This window comes from Streptomyces sp. NBC_01775, from assembly GCF_035917675.1.
Taxonomy (GTDB): Bacteria; Actinomycetota; Actinomycetes; order Streptomycetales; family Streptomycetaceae; genus Streptomyces.
The window spans coordinates 8,798,946-8,814,183 of the sequence record NZ_CP109104.1 but is presented as its reverse complement, the minus strand read 5'-3'; the positions used below and the strand labels follow the sequence as shown (position 1 = coordinate 8,814,183).

22 protein-coding genes and 2 pseudogenes are annotated in these 15,238 nt (G+C 70.5%); 18 read left to right on the top strand and 6 right to left on the bottom strand.

Going from position 1 to position 15,238, the window contains the following annotated elements; translation table 11 throughout:
* Positions 1-32 precede the first annotated feature (32 nt).
* The 8 genes from OHB04_RS39000 to OHB04_RS38965 all read left to right on the top strand — a co-directional run bounded on the left by OHB04_RS39000 (position 33) and on the right by OHB04_RS38965 (position 5,681).
* Positions 33-203: a hypothetical protein gene (locus OHB04_RS39000; RefSeq protein ID WP_326693151.1), complete on the top strand. Its 171-nt coding sequence runs from the start codon at positions 33-35 to the stop codon at positions 201-203.
* 94 nt (positions 204-297) lie between these two features.
* On the top strand, positions 298-897 hold the full coding sequence (locus OHB04_RS38995; protein WP_326692342.1) for a DUF4913 domain-containing protein: 600 nt from the start codon (positions 298-300) through the stop codon (positions 895-897).
* Positions 894-1,691 (top strand): hypothetical protein, encoded by a 798-nt coding sequence (locus tag OHB04_RS38990; protein ID WP_326809295.1) that lies wholly within the window; start codon positions 894-896, stop codon positions 1,689-1,691. The genes OHB04_RS38995 and OHB04_RS38990 overlap by 4 nt, the downstream gene beginning before the upstream one ends.
* Positions 1,688-2,152, top strand: coding sequence for a hypothetical protein (locus tag OHB04_RS38985; RefSeq protein ID WP_326692340.1), 465 nt, complete (start codon positions 1,688-1,690; stop codon positions 2,150-2,152). The genes OHB04_RS38990 and OHB04_RS38985 overlap by 4 nt, the downstream gene beginning before the upstream one ends.
* 28 nt (positions 2,153-2,180) lie before the next feature.
* Positions 2,181-3,101: a DUF317 domain-containing protein gene (locus OHB04_RS38980; RefSeq protein ID WP_326692339.1), complete on the top strand. Its 921-nt coding sequence runs from the start codon at positions 2,181-2,183 to the stop codon at positions 3,099-3,101.
* 19 nt (positions 3,102-3,120) lie between these two features.
* On the top strand, positions 3,121-3,909 hold the full coding sequence (locus tag OHB04_RS38975; protein ID WP_326692338.1) for a winged helix-turn-helix transcriptional regulator: 789 nt from the start codon (positions 3,121-3,123) through the stop codon (positions 3,907-3,909).
* 95 nt (positions 3,910-4,004) lie between these two features.
* Positions 4,005-4,826 carry a DUF317 domain-containing protein gene (locus OHB04_RS38970; protein WP_326692337.1) on the top strand — a complete coding sequence of 274 codons (822 nt, stop codon included), beginning with the start codon at positions 4,005-4,007 and terminating at the stop codon, positions 4,824-4,826.
* A gap of 33 nt (positions 4,827-4,859) precedes the next feature.
* The gene (locus OHB04_RS38965) at positions 4,860-5,681 is read left to right on the top strand and encodes a DUF317 domain-containing protein (RefSeq protein WP_326692336.1); all 822 of its coding nucleotides are present in this window, start codon (positions 4,860-4,862) and stop codon (positions 5,679-5,681) included.
* A gap of 23 nt (positions 5,682-5,704) precedes the next feature.
* On the opposite strand, the gene OHB04_RS38960 is transcribed toward OHB04_RS38965, so the two are convergent.
* A complete protein-coding gene (locus OHB04_RS38960) occupies positions 5,705-5,887 on the bottom strand; it encodes a hypothetical protein (RefSeq protein ID WP_326809294.1) in 183 nt (60 codons plus the stop codon).
* A 209-nt stretch (positions 5,888-6,096) separates the two neighbouring features.
* On the opposite strand from OHB04_RS38960, the gene OHB04_RS38955 reads away from it, so the two are divergent.
* From OHB04_RS38955 to OHB04_RS38940, 4 genes are all read left to right on the top strand, one after another.
* Complete coding sequence (locus OHB04_RS38955; RefSeq protein WP_326692334.1) at positions 6,097-6,450, top strand: DUF317 domain-containing protein; 354 nt, start codon at positions 6,097-6,099, stop codon at positions 6,448-6,450.
* 49 nt (positions 6,451-6,499) lie between these two features.
* Positions 6,500-6,721 carry a hypothetical protein gene (locus OHB04_RS38950; protein ID WP_326692333.1) on the top strand — a complete coding sequence of 74 codons (222 nt, stop codon included), beginning with the start codon at positions 6,500-6,502 and terminating at the stop codon, positions 6,719-6,721.
* Between the two features lie 95 nt (positions 6,722-6,816).
* Positions 6,817-7,017 (top strand): hypothetical protein, encoded by a 201-nt coding sequence (locus OHB04_RS38945; RefSeq protein WP_326692332.1) that lies wholly within the window; start codon positions 6,817-6,819, stop codon positions 7,015-7,017.
* 86 nt (positions 7,018-7,103) lie between these two features.
* Complete coding sequence (locus OHB04_RS38940; RefSeq protein WP_326692331.1) at positions 7,104-7,433, top strand: esterase; 330 nt, start codon at positions 7,104-7,106, stop codon at positions 7,431-7,433.
* Between the two features lie 30 nt (positions 7,434-7,463).
* Here the strand turns inward: OHB04_RS38940 and OHB04_RS38935 are convergent, their stop codons facing one another.
* A complete protein-coding gene (locus OHB04_RS38935; RefSeq protein WP_326692330.1) occupies positions 7,464-7,790 on the bottom strand; it encodes an ArsR/SmtB family transcription factor in 327 nt (108 codons plus the stop codon).
* A 91-nt stretch (positions 7,791-7,881) separates the two neighbouring features.
* Between OHB04_RS38935 and OHB04_RS38930 the strand changes: the two genes are divergently transcribed.
* Positions 7,882-8,937, top strand: a complete 1,056-nt coding sequence (locus tag OHB04_RS38930) for a flavin-containing monooxygenase (protein ID WP_326692329.1) — start codon at positions 7,882-7,884, stop codon at positions 8,935-8,937.
* Between the two features lie 49 nt (positions 8,938-8,986).
* Here OHB04_RS38930 and OHB04_RS38925 read toward each other — a convergent pair whose 3' ends face one another.
* Positions 8,987-9,409, bottom strand: coding sequence for an arsenate reductase ArsC (locus OHB04_RS38925; protein ID WP_326692328.1), 423 nt, complete (start codon positions 9,407-9,409; stop codon positions 8,987-8,989).
* Between the two features lie 96 nt (positions 9,410-9,505).
* Here OHB04_RS38925 and OHB04_RS38920 point away from each other — a divergent pair, with 96 nt between their 5' ends.
* From OHB04_RS38920 to OHB04_RS38905, 4 genes and pseudogenes are all read left to right on the top strand, one after another.
* The gene (locus OHB04_RS38920; protein WP_405802671.1) at positions 9,506-9,847 is read left to right on the top strand and encodes an ArsR/SmtB family transcription factor; all 342 of its coding nucleotides are present in this window, start codon (positions 9,506-9,508) and stop codon (positions 9,845-9,847) included.
* A pseudogene (gene arsB / locus OHB04_RS38915) lies at positions 9,844-10,956 on the top strand (ACR3 family arsenite efflux transporter); the annotation flags it as partial. The gene OHB04_RS38920 and the pseudogene arsB, both read left to right, overlap by 4 nt.
* Positions 10,957-11,010: 54 nt before the next feature.
* A complete protein-coding gene (locus OHB04_RS38910) occupies positions 11,011-11,232 on the top strand; it encodes a DUF2180 family protein (protein WP_326693112.1) in 222 nt (73 codons plus the stop codon).
* Positions 11,229-12,293 (top strand): ArsO family NAD(P)H-dependent flavin-containing monooxygenase, encoded by a 1,065-nt coding sequence (locus tag OHB04_RS38905; RefSeq protein ID WP_326692327.1) that lies wholly within the window; start codon positions 11,229-11,231, stop codon positions 12,291-12,293. Before OHB04_RS38910 ends, OHB04_RS38905 begins: the two co-directional genes overlap by 4 nt.
* 15 nt (positions 12,294-12,308) lie before the next feature.
* Here the strand turns inward: OHB04_RS38905 and OHB04_RS38900 are convergent, their stop codons facing one another.
* The 3 genes and pseudogenes from OHB04_RS38900 to OHB04_RS38890 form a co-directional block, all read right to left on the bottom strand.
* Positions 12,309-12,785: a GNAT family N-acetyltransferase gene (locus OHB04_RS38900; RefSeq protein ID WP_326693111.1), complete on the bottom strand. Its 477-nt coding sequence runs from the start codon at positions 12,783-12,785 to the stop codon at positions 12,309-12,311.
* A 111-nt stretch (positions 12,786-12,896) separates the two neighbouring features.
* Positions 12,897-13,571: pseudogene (locus OHB04_RS38895) on the bottom strand (methyltransferase domain-containing protein); the annotation flags it as partial.
* 5 nt (positions 13,572-13,576) lie between these two features.
* The gene (locus OHB04_RS38890) at positions 13,577-13,921 is read right to left on the bottom strand and encodes an ArsR/SmtB family transcription factor (protein WP_326692326.1); all 345 of its coding nucleotides are present in this window, start codon (positions 13,919-13,921) and stop codon (positions 13,577-13,579) included.
* A 193-nt stretch (positions 13,922-14,114) separates the two neighbouring features.
* Here OHB04_RS38890 and OHB04_RS38885 point away from each other — a divergent pair, with 193 nt between their 5' ends.
* A complete protein-coding gene (locus OHB04_RS38885; RefSeq protein WP_326692325.1) occupies positions 14,115-15,233 on the top strand; it encodes a hypothetical protein in 1,119 nt (372 codons plus the stop codon).
* Positions 15,234-15,238 lie beyond the last annotated feature (5 nt).

Genomic DNA, 15,238 nt, shown 5'->3' with positions numbered 1-15,238 from the left:
CCGACGACGCGGGGCGCCTCTCGCCACGGTTCGTGGAGTGGATGCAGGGCCTGGAGGACGGCTGGGTGACCGCCACTCCCGGGCTGGGGCGTCCCGCCCAACTCACGGCGCTGGGCAACGGTGTCGTGCCGCAGCAGGCCCTCAAGGGGGTGCGGCTCCTCACACCGCCCGCGACCGTCTGCCGTCATCGCGCGGGTGGGTGAGCCGCCCCTTCTACACCTGGTTTCCCGGCCGGGCCAAACCGGTCGTTCTGCGGATCCTCGACGCTCCAACACCCGAGCGACGAAGGGGATTTCGATGTTGGAGTCCGCCCACGAGAACGAGCCGGTGCGGATACCGGACCACAACCTGGACGACCTCGTCTCCACGGTCAGTGGCCTGGTCGCCGAGACCCGCAAGCAGGGCGAGACCCTCGCCCGTCTCACCGACGAGCAGCCGTCGCCGCCCGCCGACGAGGCGGGAGGGCCCGGCCGGGGAGCCGTTACAACTCCAAGCAGCGAGGCTGGCCCGGGCGAGGCGTCTTCCGTGTTCATTCTGGCGATGGCCGGCCAGGCGTATGGCGAGGAGCTGGCGGCGCTGAAGGTGTGGGTGGAGGACCTGCTGCTGCCGGTCTACGGCCGCGAGATCACCTCCACCCGCCCCTGGTGTCAGCAGTGGACCGAGCACCCCGAGGCGGTTGCCCGGCTGCATGCGCTGTGGCTGGCCTGGCAGCAGTTCACCGATGCCGAGGCCGGGCTCGCCGGGCCCTCCCTGTGGCACCGCGACCACCTCGACCCCGGGCTGATGCAACTGCGTGCACCGGACGGACCGTTCAGCGCGTGCACCACCAGCCCGTCTCGCCCGAACCACCGGCTGCTGGCTGCCCCGGATCCGGCGGAGTACGAGGTGGCGGCGTGACGGGCCCGGACTACCGGATCGACGGCTTGGAACCGGCCTCCGACCTCGTCGAGGAGGACTTCCACACCGCGACGCTCTCCGACGACATGTACACCGAGCTGGCCTCGCACCACACCAAGGGCAATACCTTTCTGCTGCTCTACGACAGCACTGCCGTCTGGGGCGTTCCCGGTACGGCCGAGTACGTCGGGATGCGCGTGCAGCGTGATCTGTTCGAGGGCACCTTCGCCTTCGAACACATCCGGCAGCCCACCGTGCCGATCACGCAGAACTGGCTCATCTCCCGTGGCTGTCCGCCCGATGCGATCGAGCTGGGCGCCGCGCCCGGCCCGCGCCCGACCGATGGGCTCACCTCCCGGCTGGAGGACATGCTGCGCGCCAATCTGGGCGGCCGGTACACGCTGCTGGACCACTACACGCACAACCCCTGCAGCTTCAACGAGGGCGTCGAGGTCAGTGCCCTCGTCCACGACGGCCATCCCGACTCGGCCGAGCGGCCCTACCGGCTCTTCCTGGAAGAGACCTCCCCGTCCCTCGCCACGTACACGGTGCGCGAGGGGGCGTTCGCCGGCGCGGAGGCGGCCGACGCATGGCTGCGGGACCGGGACACGCCGCTGCCCCTGGCCCCCACGCCCGCGCCCGCGCCCGCGCCCGCGAGCAACACCGTCGACCGTCGGGCCGCCGCAGCCCTCATCCGGACCACTACCAGCGCCACGGCCAGCACCCAGCTGCCCTTGCCGGGGGTCACTGCGGCGCCCGATACGGGTCTTGCCCGTTCCAGGGGGCTCTCGTGAGCGCCCGCTACGCCTTCGCCGCGCACCCCGAAGCTCTCGCCGATCTGCGCGATGTGCCGGAGAAGATCCGGGACCTGGCGCTGCTGGAGCTGCAGCACCTGGTGCACGGCAACGAACGCGGAGCCGCGCTCCAGCGGGAGCTGGCGGGCTGCCACAAGGTCTACGTCGACCCGCAGACCAGGTGGCGGATGGTCATCCAGTACCGCGACGCCCCCGCCTCCTCCCAGCACAAGCGGGAGATCTACCTGCTGTCCGTCGGCGAACGGCAGGACCACGCCGCCTACAACGCCGCAGCCCGGCGCCTGCAACGCGAACACCAGCACACGGATGGCGACCCGCACGTGCGCCGGGCCCACGCCGCCCGTTCCCGCTCCGCCCACGCCTTCGACCGCCGTACCGAACCTGCCGCACCGGCCCCGGACGCCTCCGCGCCGCAACAGCGTCCGCGGCGCGTGCGGTGACCGGCTTCTTCGAAACGGAACGCCTTTCATGTCTGATCAGCCAGAGGACGAGCGCTGGCGCGAGTACCGAGTCACCCCGCGCTACCTCGCCGGAATGGGCTTCTCCGGTGATCCTGCTTTCACCCCGGTCAGCCATTGGCCCCGCCACGACCCCGACGACGACAATCTCTGCCAACTTCTGCACACCAGCCCTGACGGCCGGATCAGGATCGGCTGGTTCGGCGACGACTACGACCCCGTCAAAGTCACCGCAGCCGAGGACGCCGTCGGCCCCGTCCGCTGGACGGCCCTCTTCAACCAGAACTTTCCACCGGAGATCACCGCCGGTTTCACCAGTGCGCTGGCGCGGGACTGGGAACCGGACGCGGAACACTTCCTGGCACGGCCGTCGATCTACTGGGACGACAACGTCGCCCCCCTGCTCGACGCGGGGTGGGAGAGGCTGGAAACCTCCGAGCCCGGCACGGTGGAACTGCAGGCGCCCGATGGGCAGGCCGGGGCCTGGATCGACACCCGCAGCTACGGCCGCGAGGACGAAACCGTGGTGCTGTGGGCCGGGCCGGAGGGGTACCTCACCCGGGCCGAGGCGACCTTCAGCTCCGACACCCCCAGCCACCTCATCGCCGCCACCGCCACCGCGCTGAACGACCCCACTCCCATCGTGCGCGAGCGCCACATGATCCACCGGGACGTCGAGCACCTCGTCCGCCTCGAACCGGTCACCGCCCGAGCCCAGCCGCGAACGGGCGCTCCCACCCCGCTGGATGCCAAGCACGCGGCCGTCACCGCCGCCCTCCACCGCGCCGCGCACAGCGAGCCCGGCGCCAGGCGTGCCCAGGCCGCCCGTATCCGCACGACGCACCCCCGGCCCCGGCCGAGCGCGGCACCCGCTTCCTCGGCCCGCGTCGACGCCTCCGCCGCGCGGACGGCTACCCGCCCGCGGCGCTGAACCCTCCTGGAGAACCACCATGCACACCCCCACTCGCGACACCGCCCACGCGAACCGGATCCATCACGCCGTCGGCGTGTTCGCGCCGTTGTGGACCTCCTGGACGCTGGCGACCCTCCGCGAACGCGGGCCGCTGCGCGTCCCTCAGCTCAGGTCCGCCATGCCCTGGCTGAACACGGCCACGCTTCACCAGGTCCTGCTGCGCATGCGCTCCAGCAACCTGCTCGCCAAGCCCGAACGCGGCTACTACGCGGCCTCGGCTCTGGGCAAGGACGCAGGTCCCCTCCACCGCGCCCTGGCCTCCTGGCACGCGCGGCACTTCGAGGTGAGTGCCACCGCCTGGAGGCAGCCCGACCGGATCGAGGACGCGCTGGCCCGGCTGCGCGGAAAGGGAATCGTCGACGTGCTCACCGCGCTGGAAGAGCACGGACCGCTGCGGCCGGGCGCGCTGCGCGAAGCCACCGGGCTGGCGACCGGGTCCTTTCACTACCTCACCCAGCAGCTCCTGGGCGACGGCCTCGTCACACGCCTCGGCTCCGACCAACACTTCGCCTACTCCCTGGCTCCCGCCGCACGGCAGCTCGCGCCGGTGTTCGTGGAGCTGCACGACTTCGGTCGCCGCAGCCAGGCCACCGCTGCAGCCGGGCGGGCCAACGAGCGCTCCGCCGTGGCGAGTCGGGCACGCGCGGCCCGCCAGCACTCTCCCGCCGCACCCAGGGCGACCGGACTGTTCTCGCATCCGGACCAGCCACCGCCGCACGTGCCGGCCTACGTCACCGCGCTCTCCCATCCCTCCCGCACGCGGTGACTCCCATGACCAGCCACAGAAGACCTGCTCGCAACGGCGCCCGCCCCGGCCCGTCGCGGCCGGGCGCGGGCGCCCGTGCCCCACCGGATGCACCGATGCCGCACCGCACCACCGCCAGCGAGGACGTGCTCGTCGCACCCCGCTACCTCGCCGGGACCACCGGCACTGACCCCGTCGCGCCCCTCCTGAACGCCGCCCCAGGGTGGAGCCGCGCACTCGTCGGTCCCGATCCGTACTACGCCAGCTCCTGCCAGCGCCTCCGCGCAGCCCGGCGGGACAGCGAGTGGACCTTCACCTACGCCGCCGATCCGCTCGGCATGCCGGACTGGTCCGCGCACTTCGACCGCACCACCCCCGACGAAGTCCTCGCCCCCTTCACCGAGCGGCTCATCGACGGCATGGACACCTACTTCGCCGACCACCTGTCCGGCGGGCCGCTCCACACCGGACAGACCCCCGCCAGCATCTTCGCCGAGCACGGCTGGGAACCTCTGCGCGGCACCCGGCCCTCGCGCACCCTCGCCCCCGACGAGCACGCGGCCTTCCACATCCGCACCAGCCACGCCGACGACTCCGACGAGTTGCGTCACCGGGGCGCCGCCACCTGGAAGATCACCGCCGGCCCCGACCCGGTCTCCCGGCCGACCTGGGCAGCGCACTTCACCGGCCACACCCCACAACCTCTGATGACCGCCGTCGCCCTGGCCGTGGCCGACCCCGAGCCCGTTGCCCGCCCGGCGCACCGCATCCCCGAGGGCCATCGCGATCTCGTCGGCCTGCGGCCCGCAGCGCACGCCGCACGCGCAGCGGCTGCCCAGGTACGTAGCCGCTTCTCCGCAGCCACGCAACCCACCCGTGAAAGTCCTCCGCCGCCCTCGGCCGCGCCCACACCCTCGCGATCAGCCCGAACGCGCTGAGAGAGACCCCCCGCCCTGAACAGGAGTTATGCCATGCCCGAATCCGGCCCGGACACCACCGTGCTCGTCTCGCCTGTCTACCTCGCCGGGGAGGGCTCCGCCGAGCCCGCGCTCCGCCCTCTCCTGGAGGCGGGCTTCCGCCACGAGTACGACGCGCAAGGCAACGCCCGTCTCACCTCTCCCACGGAACGCCACCGGGTCGACTACATGCCGCGCGGGCTCACACAGGTGAAGTGGCGAATCAGCGAAGGGCCCGACCGCTACACCCCACCCACCTGGCAGGCCACGTTCACCGACAACACGCCGCCCGAGGTCGTCGCGGCCTTCACCACGGCCCTCACCCAGAACGAGAGCCCGTGGCCGGGCGGGCGACGGCCCCGGGCAGATGACGTGCTCCGGCCCCTGGCCGATGCCGGCTGGCGCCGCCGAGAGACCGAGTGGGAGATCGACTTCACCTCCCCTGACCACCTGGCAACGGTCAGCTACGACACCACACCCGGCCACCCCCTCGATCCCGGCTACGAGCCCTGGCTCATCTCCGGGGCACGCAACCTCGGCCACGGCCACGACTGGTACGGCGCCTTCACCACCCACACTCCGACCCGCCTCGTCACCGCCGTCGCCACACGGCTGAGCAGCCCCGACCCGGCCCCGCGCACCAACACCGAAACCCTGCACCCCGAGGCCACCGTCACCCACGGCGCCTCACCCTCGTCCGCGCCCACCGATACCCCTCGTGCCTCGGCCGCCCGCAGCCGAACTCGCGCCACCGCAGGGGACTCGCGGCCCCAGCCGAGCGCGATGCCAACTCCCCAGGCTCAGGCCGCCAACGCCCGGCCGCAACGCCGAAGGTGACGCCCCCGCGCCTCCCGGACAGGTCACCCCTCTCCGGGAGGGTTGCCCGCCGACGGGTCTGGCGGCCGGGGACGACCGAGGGCCTCGGCCAGTTCCTCGACCGTCACCTCGATCCGTCCGCCGCGCGCCGCCCGAGCCCGCCCCACCGAGGCCGCCTCGGCATCATCGAGGCTCTCGTCGAACCGACGCTGTTCTTCCGCGTCCACGCGCCTTCCCCCTCTTTCTTCTTCAGGTCGCCCCCAGTCAGCCTGCGGGGGCGACCGATTCATTCCTGAACGAGGAGTCCATCCGCACCTTCCTGGGCCGAGTTCGCCTGCGGCAGACACCAGCCCGGCCCACGGACTGGAATGACGGCCCGATTCCAAGTCAACGTACGGACGGCTCGAAAACCGGCAGGTCAACGAAGGGATTCCTCGTGACGTCCAACGCACTTACACCGGCTCGACCCGACTCCGCCGATCGCGAGTGGCTGCTCGAATGCCACTGCGCGGACCCCGTCCTGCGGCTGCTGGACAACTGCGGCTGGACCACGGTCGACGACCCCGAGGCCAACGTCTACTGTGCCAGCCCGGACCGCCGCGTCTTCGTCGGGTTCCTGCCCGAGAGCCCCGAGGCCGCCTTCGGCGAGCTGTGGCACATCAGCGTCCACGGCCCCGACGGCCGCCGCGCCTGGAGCACCACCTTCGACCACGATGTCCCCGCCCACGCCATCGCCGGATTCCTCGCCGCGCTCATCGCCTACCCCGGCCGGTACTGCGACTGCATCTGACACTCACGGCACGGCCAGCCCGCGCTTACTCCCACACCACGGAGGTCTCGTGTCCCGCACGCTCACGGTCGGACAACTGATCCACCAGTTGCAGACCCTCGACCACGACCAGCCGGTCTTCCTCGCCATCAACCCCGACTGGCCCTTCGCCCACCGCATCAGCCAGGTCATCACCGTGCCCGACGGGCCCGCCACCGTCGTCTACATCGCGGAGAACGGCCAGGAGGGCTATCTCCCCCCGGCGGTCCACACCGAACTGGACTGGTCCTGAATCTTCTCCGGCGTCCGTGACGCGGCTGACCTTCCCGCCGCGTCGCGGGCACTTGGGGGGGGCACCGTCAACTCGTCAACGGACAAGGAGGTCCCGTGAGCGCCATGCTCGGCAAGACCGTCCCCGGCCATGCGGGCCCCTGCGTCCGCGCAGGCCAAGGCTGCACCTGCTACTACTACCCGGACGAGAACGGCACCCGTACGCGCTCCGCCGAACAGAAGCGCAGGCGACGCATCGCCCGCCGCCGCGAACAACGCTCCTGGCGAGCCGAATTCGTCGTTCCGGAGCACGCATGACGTGCCCTGCCCGGCCGTCGCATACGCCGCGCCCAAACCCGCCCACAGAGGACTGCACCACCCTTGCCGACACTGTCCCGCGCCCCATGCCCGCATGGGCGCGGGGCGCTCTTGTGACGCACGTCCCCGCCGATGTGGGGGCGTCTGTCCCGGTTTCCTGGTCCCGGCACGGAGCCAAGGTTCCTGATGGCGTCGTACTGCTGAGCTGGCACTCGACATCCAACGGCGCTACGGACACCTCGGCCCAACTCGGCCTCGCCAACGGTGAGGTCACGCTGGCCCTCTGGCCGAACCTGCGCGGCGACTGGATACGCGTCGTCCATCCCACCCTGCACGAAGTCCTTGGCCTTCACGCGGCGATGTCACTGGCGAAGGACGCACTCCGACTCGCCAACCACCTGCTCGACGCACACTGATCACCGCCCCAGCCCTCGCGACAGCCTCGGTCAGCAACAGACCCGGAGATAGTCCTGGAGGTCGGTGAGGGCGGCGGAGACACCTTCCTTGTCGCTGCGGTAGAGGACGACTTTGCCGATACGCCGGGAGGTGAGGATGCCGCCCCGGCGGAGGACAGCGAGTTGCTGAGAGGCGGTGGGCTGACCGATGCCGGCCCGCTCGGCGACCTCGTTGACGGAGAGTTCGGCCCCCCGGGCGAACAGGAGCATCACCCGCTGACGGGTCGGGTTGGCGAGAGCCTTGAGGAAGTCGTGGGTGGCCGTGCGCAGCTCCGGTACCTGATCAGCGCTGTCGGGCCGAGTGCCTTCTGCCGCCATCTTCCGCTCCCGTCTCTCCGCTCTCCTCTGGTCCGAGCCTAGCCTCACGCCTTCATATTGCTATTTCGATATACGTGCATACACTGAGGTCATGCTGAATACGCAACGCCCAGTGATCGTCATCGGTGGTGGCCAATCCGGCCTGGCCACCGCCCACGCGCTGCGCACGGCGCACCTGCCATTCCTCGTCCTGGAAGCCTCCGAGGAGGCTGTGGGCTCCTGGCCGCACTACTACGACAGCCTGGCCCTCTTCTCACCAGCACGGTTCTCCACGCTGCCCGGAGCACGGTTCCCGGGGAACGGGGAGCAGTATCCGCGGCGGGACGAGGTGGTGGACTACCTGCGGTCGTACGCGCAACGCTTCGATGCCGTTGTGCGCTACGGACAGCGGGTGGAGGCGGTGGCGATGGCACCCGACGGCGGGTTCGCAGCGCGGACAGAGGACGGCACAGAGTACGAAGCGTCGGCGGTGATCGCGGCGAATGGGTACTTCGGGAACCCCTACCGGCCCGAGCTGCCCGGACTCGGGGAGTTCGCGGGCACCGTGCTGCACGCATGCGAGTACCGGGCGCCGGGAGCGTTCCAGGGGCAGCGCGTGGTGGTGGTCGGGGGCGGGAACTCCGCGATGCAGATCGCCGCCGATCTCGCCGGGGTGGCGCGGGTGACTCTGGCCAGCCGGGCGCCGCTGCGGTGGCAGGCACAACGGATCGCGGGGCAGGATCTGCACTGGTGGCTGACACGGACGGGGATCGACTCCGCGCCGATCGGGCGGTGGCTGGGCGGCAAGTCGATGCCGATCATTGACGACGGGCGGTATCGCGCGGCGCTGGAGTCCGGAAACCCCGACCACCGCAAGATCTTCACCCGGCTCCACGAGGACAGCGTCGAGTGGCAGGACGGGATGCGCGAGAACCTCGACACGGTCGTCCTGGCCACCGGCTACCGACCCGACATGCGCTACCTGGCCGGGGCGGGCGCACTGGACACCGAGGGCTTCCCGTTGCAGCGGGCCGGGATCTCCACGGCCGTACGGGGGCTCGGCTATGTGGGACTCGAATATCAGCGCACCAACGCCTCCGCGTCGGTGCGGGGAGTGGGGCGCGACGCAGCGTACGTCGTGAGGAAACTGCACCGGCAAGGCCGTTGAGCACTACGGGAGAAGGCATCGCGGACACCAGAGCACCGGCCTGGGGCGGTCACTTCGTGGCCCCCGAGGCTTCGGGGGCGATCTCGCTGATCAGCGTCTCGATGAGGGTCTTGATCTCGTCGCGGATGGGCCGTACTGCTTCGACTCCCTCCCCGGCCGGGTCGTCGAGCTTCCAGTCCAGGTAGCGCTTGCCGGGGAAGACGGGGCAGGCGTCTCCGCAACCCATGGTGATCACGACGTCGGACGCCCGGACCGTGTCGGCGGTCAGCACCTTGGGGGTCTCGGTGGCGATGTCGATGCCGACCTCGCGCATCGCCTCGACCACGGCGCGGTTGACCGTGTCCGCCGGAGCCGAGCCCGCCGAGCGGACCTCGACGCGGTCCCCCGCGAGGTGGGTAAGCCAGGCGGCGGCCATCTGGGAGCGGCCGGCGTTGTGGACACAGACGAACAGGACGGAGGGCTTGTCGGGCATGGCGTCTCTTTCGCTATGGATACCTGCGGACCACGCACTGACGCTGACATCAGCACCCGCTGGCATCATTCCTTGGTGATGTGAGAATATCAGTGCATGATGATGTCAGCCAAGACTGATGTAAGTCCGGCACCCGAGGGCGCGGACCTGATCCGGGTGGTCGCGGACCCGCTGCGGTACGAGATCGTGACCCTGCTCGCCCGCGAGACCCTCTGCACCACCCACCTGGTGGAGGAGACCGGCGCCCGGCAGACCAACCTCTCCAACCACCTGCGGGTGCTGCGCGAGGCGGGCGTCGTGGATACCGAGCCGTGCGGCCGGTTCACGTACTACAAGCTCCGCCCCGAGGTGCTGACCTCGCTCGCCGGAGCCTTCACGGAGCTGGCAGAGACCGCGCGCATCACTGTCGCCACCGACAGGAAGAGGCCCTGCCCGTGAGTCAGACGGAACCCACCACGGATACCAGTGCCGGCACGACCCGCAGCCCGGCTGCTGGATCCGGCGAAGGGTCCAGCGTCTCGAAGCAGCTCTCCACCCTCGACCGCTACCTCGCCGTATGGATTCTGGCGGCGATGGCCGTCGGCCTCGGTCTCGGCCGGATGATTCCCGGGCTGAACGACGTCCTGTCCAAGGTCGAGATCGGCGGGGTCTCGCTGCCGATCGCGCTCGGCCTGCTGATCATGATGTATCCGGTGCTGGCCAAGGTCCGCTACAACAAGCTCGACACCGTCACCGGCGACCGGAAACTGATGGTCTCCTCGCTGGTCATCAACTGGGTCCTGGGCCCGGCGGTGATGTTCGCGTTGGCCTGGATCTTCCTGCCCGACCTCCCGGAGTACCGCACCGGACTGATCATCGTCGGGCTCGCCCGCTGCATTGCCATGGTCATCATCTGGAACGACCTGGCCTGCGGCGACCGCGAGGCCGCCGCCGTCCTCGTGGCCCTCAACTCCGTCTTCCAGGTGATCGCATTCGGGCTGCTGGGCTGGTTCTACCTCGACCTGCTGCCGAACTGGCTGGGCCTGGGCGAGGGGCAGCACCTGGACATCTCCATGTGGAAGATCGCGCTGAACGTCGTCATCTTCCTCGGCATCCCCCTCCTCGCCGGATACCTCACCCGCCGCCTCGGCGAGAAGAAGATGGGTACCGAGCGCTACGAGAACCGCTTCCTCCCGAAGATCGGCCCGTTCGCGCTCTACGGATTGCTGTTCACCATCGTCATCCTCTTCGCTCTCCAGGGAAAGACGATCACCTCGCAGCCGCTCGATGTCGTGCGGATCGCGCTGCCGCTGCTGGTGTACTTCGCCGTCATGTGGTTCGGCACCTTCGCCCTGGGCAAGGCGATCGGGCTGGCCTACGACCGCACCGCCACCCTCGCCTTCACCGCCGCAGGCAACAACTTCGAACTCGCCATCGCCGTAGCCATCGCCACCTTCGGCGTCACCAGCGGCCAAGCCCTCTCCGGAGTCGTCGGCCCGCTGATCGAGGTCCCCGTCCTCATCGCCCTCGTGTACGTCTCCCTCGCCTGGCGCCGCAAGTTCGCCCCCCCAGGCAGCGACCACCACCGCCTCGCCCGCCTCACGAGAGGAGCGCTGATCCCCGTGCAGTGCCTTGAGTGCCATCAGCACCAGCGCGAACAAGCAGCGGTCGCGGTGTGCCAGACCTGCGGCGCCGCCGTGTGCGAGGAACACGCCGTGATCGGCACCCGCCGCATCCGGCGCGGGCCGATCTTCGGCACGCCGAACGAGGCCGAGGTGCGCAAGGTGCAGTGCGCGGCATGCGCGGCTGCCCACGCGCCGGTACCGGGCGCCGTCTCCTCATGAGCGGGACCGTTCGCGACGTGGTGGTGATCGGCGGCGGCCAGGCAGGGCTCGCCGCCGGTTACCACCTCCGCCGCGCCGGACTCGACTTCGCGGTCCTGGACGCGCAGGAGCGGACCGGCGGCGCGTGGCAACACATGTGGGACTCGCTGCACCTCTTCTCCCCCGCCGCCTACTCCTCGCTGCCCGGCCGCCCCATGCCCGTCCAACCGGATCAGCCCTACCCGCAGGCCGCCCACGCGGTGCGCTACCTGGCCGCCTACGAACAGCGCTACGAGCTGCCCGTCCACCGTCCGGTCACGGTGCGCGGCGTCCATGACGAGGGTGAACTGCTCCGCGTCGAGAACGACTCGGATAACTGGTACGCCCGTACGGTCATCAGCGCGACAGGCACCTGGTGGCGCCCGTTCTGGCCCACCGTGCCCGGCCAACGTGTCTTCGCGGGGCGGCAGTTGCACACCGCCGACTACCGCAGTCCCAAGGACTTCTCCGGACAGCGCGTGGTCGTGGTCGGCGGCGGCAACTCCGGCGCGCAGATCGCCGCCGACCTCGCCGCGCCCGAAGATATCGACCTGACGTGGGTGACCCGTCGCCCGCCACGCTGGCTGCCCGACGACATCGACGGCCGAGCCCTCTTCGACGCCGCGACCGCCCGGCGCCGCGCTCTGGAGGCCGGCCGCACCGACACCGGCGGAGTCGCCGCGCTCGGCGACATCGTCGTCGTCCCACCCGTACGAGAAGAGCGGGATCGCGGACTGCTCGCCGCGCGACCGATGTTCGCCCGCCGCGACACGAGCGGGCCCGTCTGGACGGACGGCTCCCGCCAGGAAGTGGACGCGGTCATCTGGGCCACCGGCTTCCGCCCCGCCCTCGCCCACCTCACCCCGCTCGGACTCCGAAGCAGCGGAGGCCGCATCCCAACCGAGGGCACCCGCGCACTGGACGAGCCCCGCCTGCACCTGCTCGGTTACGGCGACTGGACCGGACCGGCCTCCGCCACCCTCATCGGCGTCGGCCGCCCGGCGCGCGACGCCGTACGCGAGATTGCCGCTCTGCTGTCGTGAGGGGCGGGCCGCGGCTCAGTCGACCAACGGGCTGCGGCGTTCGATGAGCACCGTGTCCCGCCACACCCCGTGGTGCTGCGCGATCCGCTCCCGGCGGCCGACCTGCCGGAATCCGGCCCGCTCGTGCAGCGCGAGGCTCGCGGTGTTCTCCGGGAAGACGCTGGACTGCACCGTCCAGATCCCGGCCGCCTCGGTCGAGGCCACCAGCGCCTCGACCAGCGCCCGAGCCACCCCCTTGCTGCGCTCTTCGGGCGCGACGTAGACGGAGTGCTCGGCCACCCCGGCGTACACCGCACGCGAGGACGTGGGCCCCGCGGCGACCCAGCCGACCACCTCCCCGCTGGCCTCTTCGACGGCGACGTACCGGTGCAGCGCCAGCTTGCCCGTATCGAACGCCTCCCAGCTCGGCGGCTCGGTCTCGAAGGTCGCCTGGCCCTCCTCGATCCCCGCCCGGTACAGCTCCAGCACCCGCCCGGCATCTCTCTCCCGCATCGGCCGCAGGGTGAAGCCGTCGGGGGCCGGGGGCTTGTCCGCCCGAACGAGCGCGGAGTGCAGCCCTGCGCCGGCCTCGGCGGTCGGCGTGATGCGGATGTCGGTGAAGCCCGCCGCCAGAAGCTGAGCGCGATACTCATCCGCCGTCAGTGTGCCCCCGGTGCACCCGACTCTCCGTTCGGCCTCTTCCCGCTCCTCGGGGTCGAGTCCGGGGTGGGCGAGGACGTCACTGATGCCGAAGCGGCCTCCGGAGCGCAACACCCGGTACGCCTCTGCCAGCACGCGGGGCTTGTCGGCGGACAGGCTGATCACGCAGTTGGAGAGCACGACGTCCACATGCCCGTCCGGCAGCGGGATCTGTTCGATCCGGCCGTGCAGGAAGCGGACGTTGTCCACCCCGGCCTCCCGTGCGTGCTCCTGAGCCAGAGCGACCATCCCCGGGGTGGCGTCCACCCCGTAGGCGAGTCCGCCCGGCGCGACCCGGCGAGCCGAGAGCAGCACATCGATCCCGCCACCCGAACCCAGATCCAGCACCCGCTCCCCCGGCACCAGTTCGGCCACCGCCACCGGATTTCCACACCCCAAACTGGCCCGCACCGCCCCCTCCGGCAACACGCCAACGCCCTCGTCCCCCTCGTATCCCGCGACCCCAAACCGGCCTGCGGCAAAAGCTTCCTCGCCGCAGTCCACGACCGCCTCGCCGGCCCGCGCCGCCTCGGCCAGCGCGCCGTAGCGAGCCGTGACTTCTTCCGCATGCGGGGTACCGCTGGACTCGTGCTGAGGCATGGGGATCACTCCTTATCGGATTCGGCGCCCGGCCGTACGGGTGCGGGGCGGCCCATCACGACGTCGGCGGCGGAGGGGAAACAGCTCACGCACTCCTCGTTGATCCGGAAGTAGCTGGCCGTCCGCACCCGCTCCACACGGACGAAACCGACCGCGGCGAGCTGTTTGAGGTGCTGGGAGATGGTCGACTGCCCCACCCCCACGGCCTCGACGATCTCTCCGACGGTCATCTCCCGCCCGAGCCGGGCAAGCAGCGAGACGATCTGGATTCGGGTGGCATCGGCCAACGCCTTGAACCAGGAGGCGTACTCCTCGGCGGTGGGACGGTCCAGAGGCTCGACAGCTTTCATCGTTCATCGACGATAGACGATGAACGGGCTTGGCGATAGAAGCGCCCCACCCTTATACGGACGTCCACACAGCGGCTGCCCGCGCGCTCATCCCGGAATACCTCTCACCCGTCCGGAACTTACGCAAATCCTGGAACACATGCGGGACTGCGGACATATCATCACGTCACTGAAGAAGTGGGAGCGCTCTGCCATGACAGGTGAACAGCCGCAGGACGACGAACTCCCCGAGGAGCCGGAAGCCCCTGCCGAACCGGCTCCCGCCTCCGGCTCCAGGAGGCGCCACCCCGGGCACGGCGCCACAGGGCTCACGGACTCCTTCGCCACCACCGGCTTCCGAGTCGCCGGAGGCAGCGCCGTCGGGATGGCCATGCGTCAGGCTGCGGCCATCTCCACGTTCGGGACCGCTCACGCCAAGCTCCGGAAGTCGCTCACTCCCGCCTTCAACCTCACCAGCGGGGCACTGCTGGGGACACGCTTCACGTCCGCCGCCGAGGAGTTCATGCGCCACTCCGGTGCTCAGGAGACCTTCCGCGGCCCTCTGCACGGCCTGGACCTCCGTCACCTGATGCCCGGTGCGCCGATGGGGAGGAGCGGCGCCTTCGATTTCGCCCGGAAGCTGAACAGCCGATGGTCCGCCCTCACCGAGCGGATGGAGCTGCTGCTCCCGCGCAACTGGCGGGGCGAAGATCTCGACTTCGATGCGGTCCTGCGGATCCTGGAGGACGGCATACCACTGGCCTGGGTACCGTCTGCCGAGGTCATCCGCGAGCTGGCCGCCGAGGAGGATGCCGCCGCCCGGCGCACCGTCCTCGAAGAGCGCGCCGCCACCGTCATTGAGGACTGCCGCAGCGCCATCAAGGCGATCACCCGGACAGACCTGACCGCTCACGCCGCACATGTGAACGACTGCCTGGCCTTGATCGCCGAAGGCCGCTGCGCTGCCGCGCAGGCCCTGTCTACCTCCGTGTGGGACACCACCTTGCGCGCCGTCGCCCGAGCGGACCCCGCGCTGCGGAACGGGAAGAGGATCACGTACGGGAGCGTCAAGAAGGGGATGCCGAAGGCCGCCCTGGGCACCGCAATCGGCCAGTTCCGGTCCTACTGCATCCACACCAGCGTCCATGCCGCCTGCGTCAACTTCGACGGGCCTCCGGATCCGGTCCCCGAGCACTATTCCCGGCACGCGACGTCCCACGCAGTCGGCCCCACGCAGTACACCAAGGCCAACGCGCTGGCCGCCGTGATGCTCGCCGTCGGCCTGCTGCGCGAACTCGAAGAGACGCAGCGGCCGATCATCCTGGCGGAGTGACACCC

Coding starts and splice junctions, on each gene's coding strand:
- OHB04_RS38995 (WP_326692342.1), top strand. CDS start 298: ATGTTGGAGTCCGCCCACGAGAACGAGCCGGTGCGGATACCGGACCAC.
- OHB04_RS38980 (WP_326692339.1), top strand. CDS start 2,181: ATGTCTGATCAGCCAGAGGACGAGCGCTGGCGCGAGTACCGAGTCACC.
- OHB04_RS38975 (WP_326692338.1), top strand. CDS start 3,121: ATGCACACCCCCACTCGCGACACCGCCCACGCGAACCGGATCCATCAC.
- OHB04_RS38970 (WP_326692337.1), top strand. CDS start 4,005: ATGCCGCACCGCACCACCGCCAGCGAGGACGTGCTCGTCGCACCCCGC.
- OHB04_RS38965 (WP_326692336.1), top strand. CDS start 4,860: ATGCCCGAATCCGGCCCGGACACCACCGTGCTCGTCTCGCCTGTCTAC.
- OHB04_RS38940 (WP_326692331.1), top strand. CDS start 7,104: ATGCCCGCATGGGCGCGGGGCGCTCTTGTGACGCACGTCCCCGCCGAT.
- OHB04_RS38935 (WP_326692330.1), bottom strand. CDS start 7,790: ATGGCGGCAGAAGGCACTCGGCCCGACAGCGCTGATCAGGTACCGGAG.
- OHB04_RS38930 (WP_326692329.1), top strand. CDS start 7,882: ATGCTGAATACGCAACGCCCAGTGATCGTCATCGGTGGTGGCCAATCC.
- OHB04_RS38925 (WP_326692328.1), bottom strand. CDS start 9,409: ATGCCCGACAAGCCCTCCGTCCTGTTCGTCTGTGTCCACAACGCCGGC.
- OHB04_RS38920 (WP_405802671.1), top strand. CDS start 9,506: ATGATGATGTCAGCCAAGACTGATGTAAGTCCGGCACCCGAGGGCGCG.
- OHB04_RS38905 (WP_326692327.1), top strand. CDS start 11,229: ATGAGCGGGACCGTTCGCGACGTGGTGGTGATCGGCGGCGGCCAGGCA.
- OHB04_RS38900 (WP_326693111.1), bottom strand. CDS start 12,785: ATGCGGGAGAGAGATGCCGGGCGGGTGCTGGAGCTGTACCGGGCGGGG.
- OHB04_RS38890 (WP_326692326.1), bottom strand. CDS start 13,921: ATGAAAGCTGTCGAGCCTCTGGACCGTCCCACCGCCGAGGAGTACGCC.
- OHB04_RS38885 (WP_326692325.1), top strand. CDS start 14,115: ATGACAGGTGAACAGCCGCAGGACGACGAACTCCCCGAGGAGCCGGAA.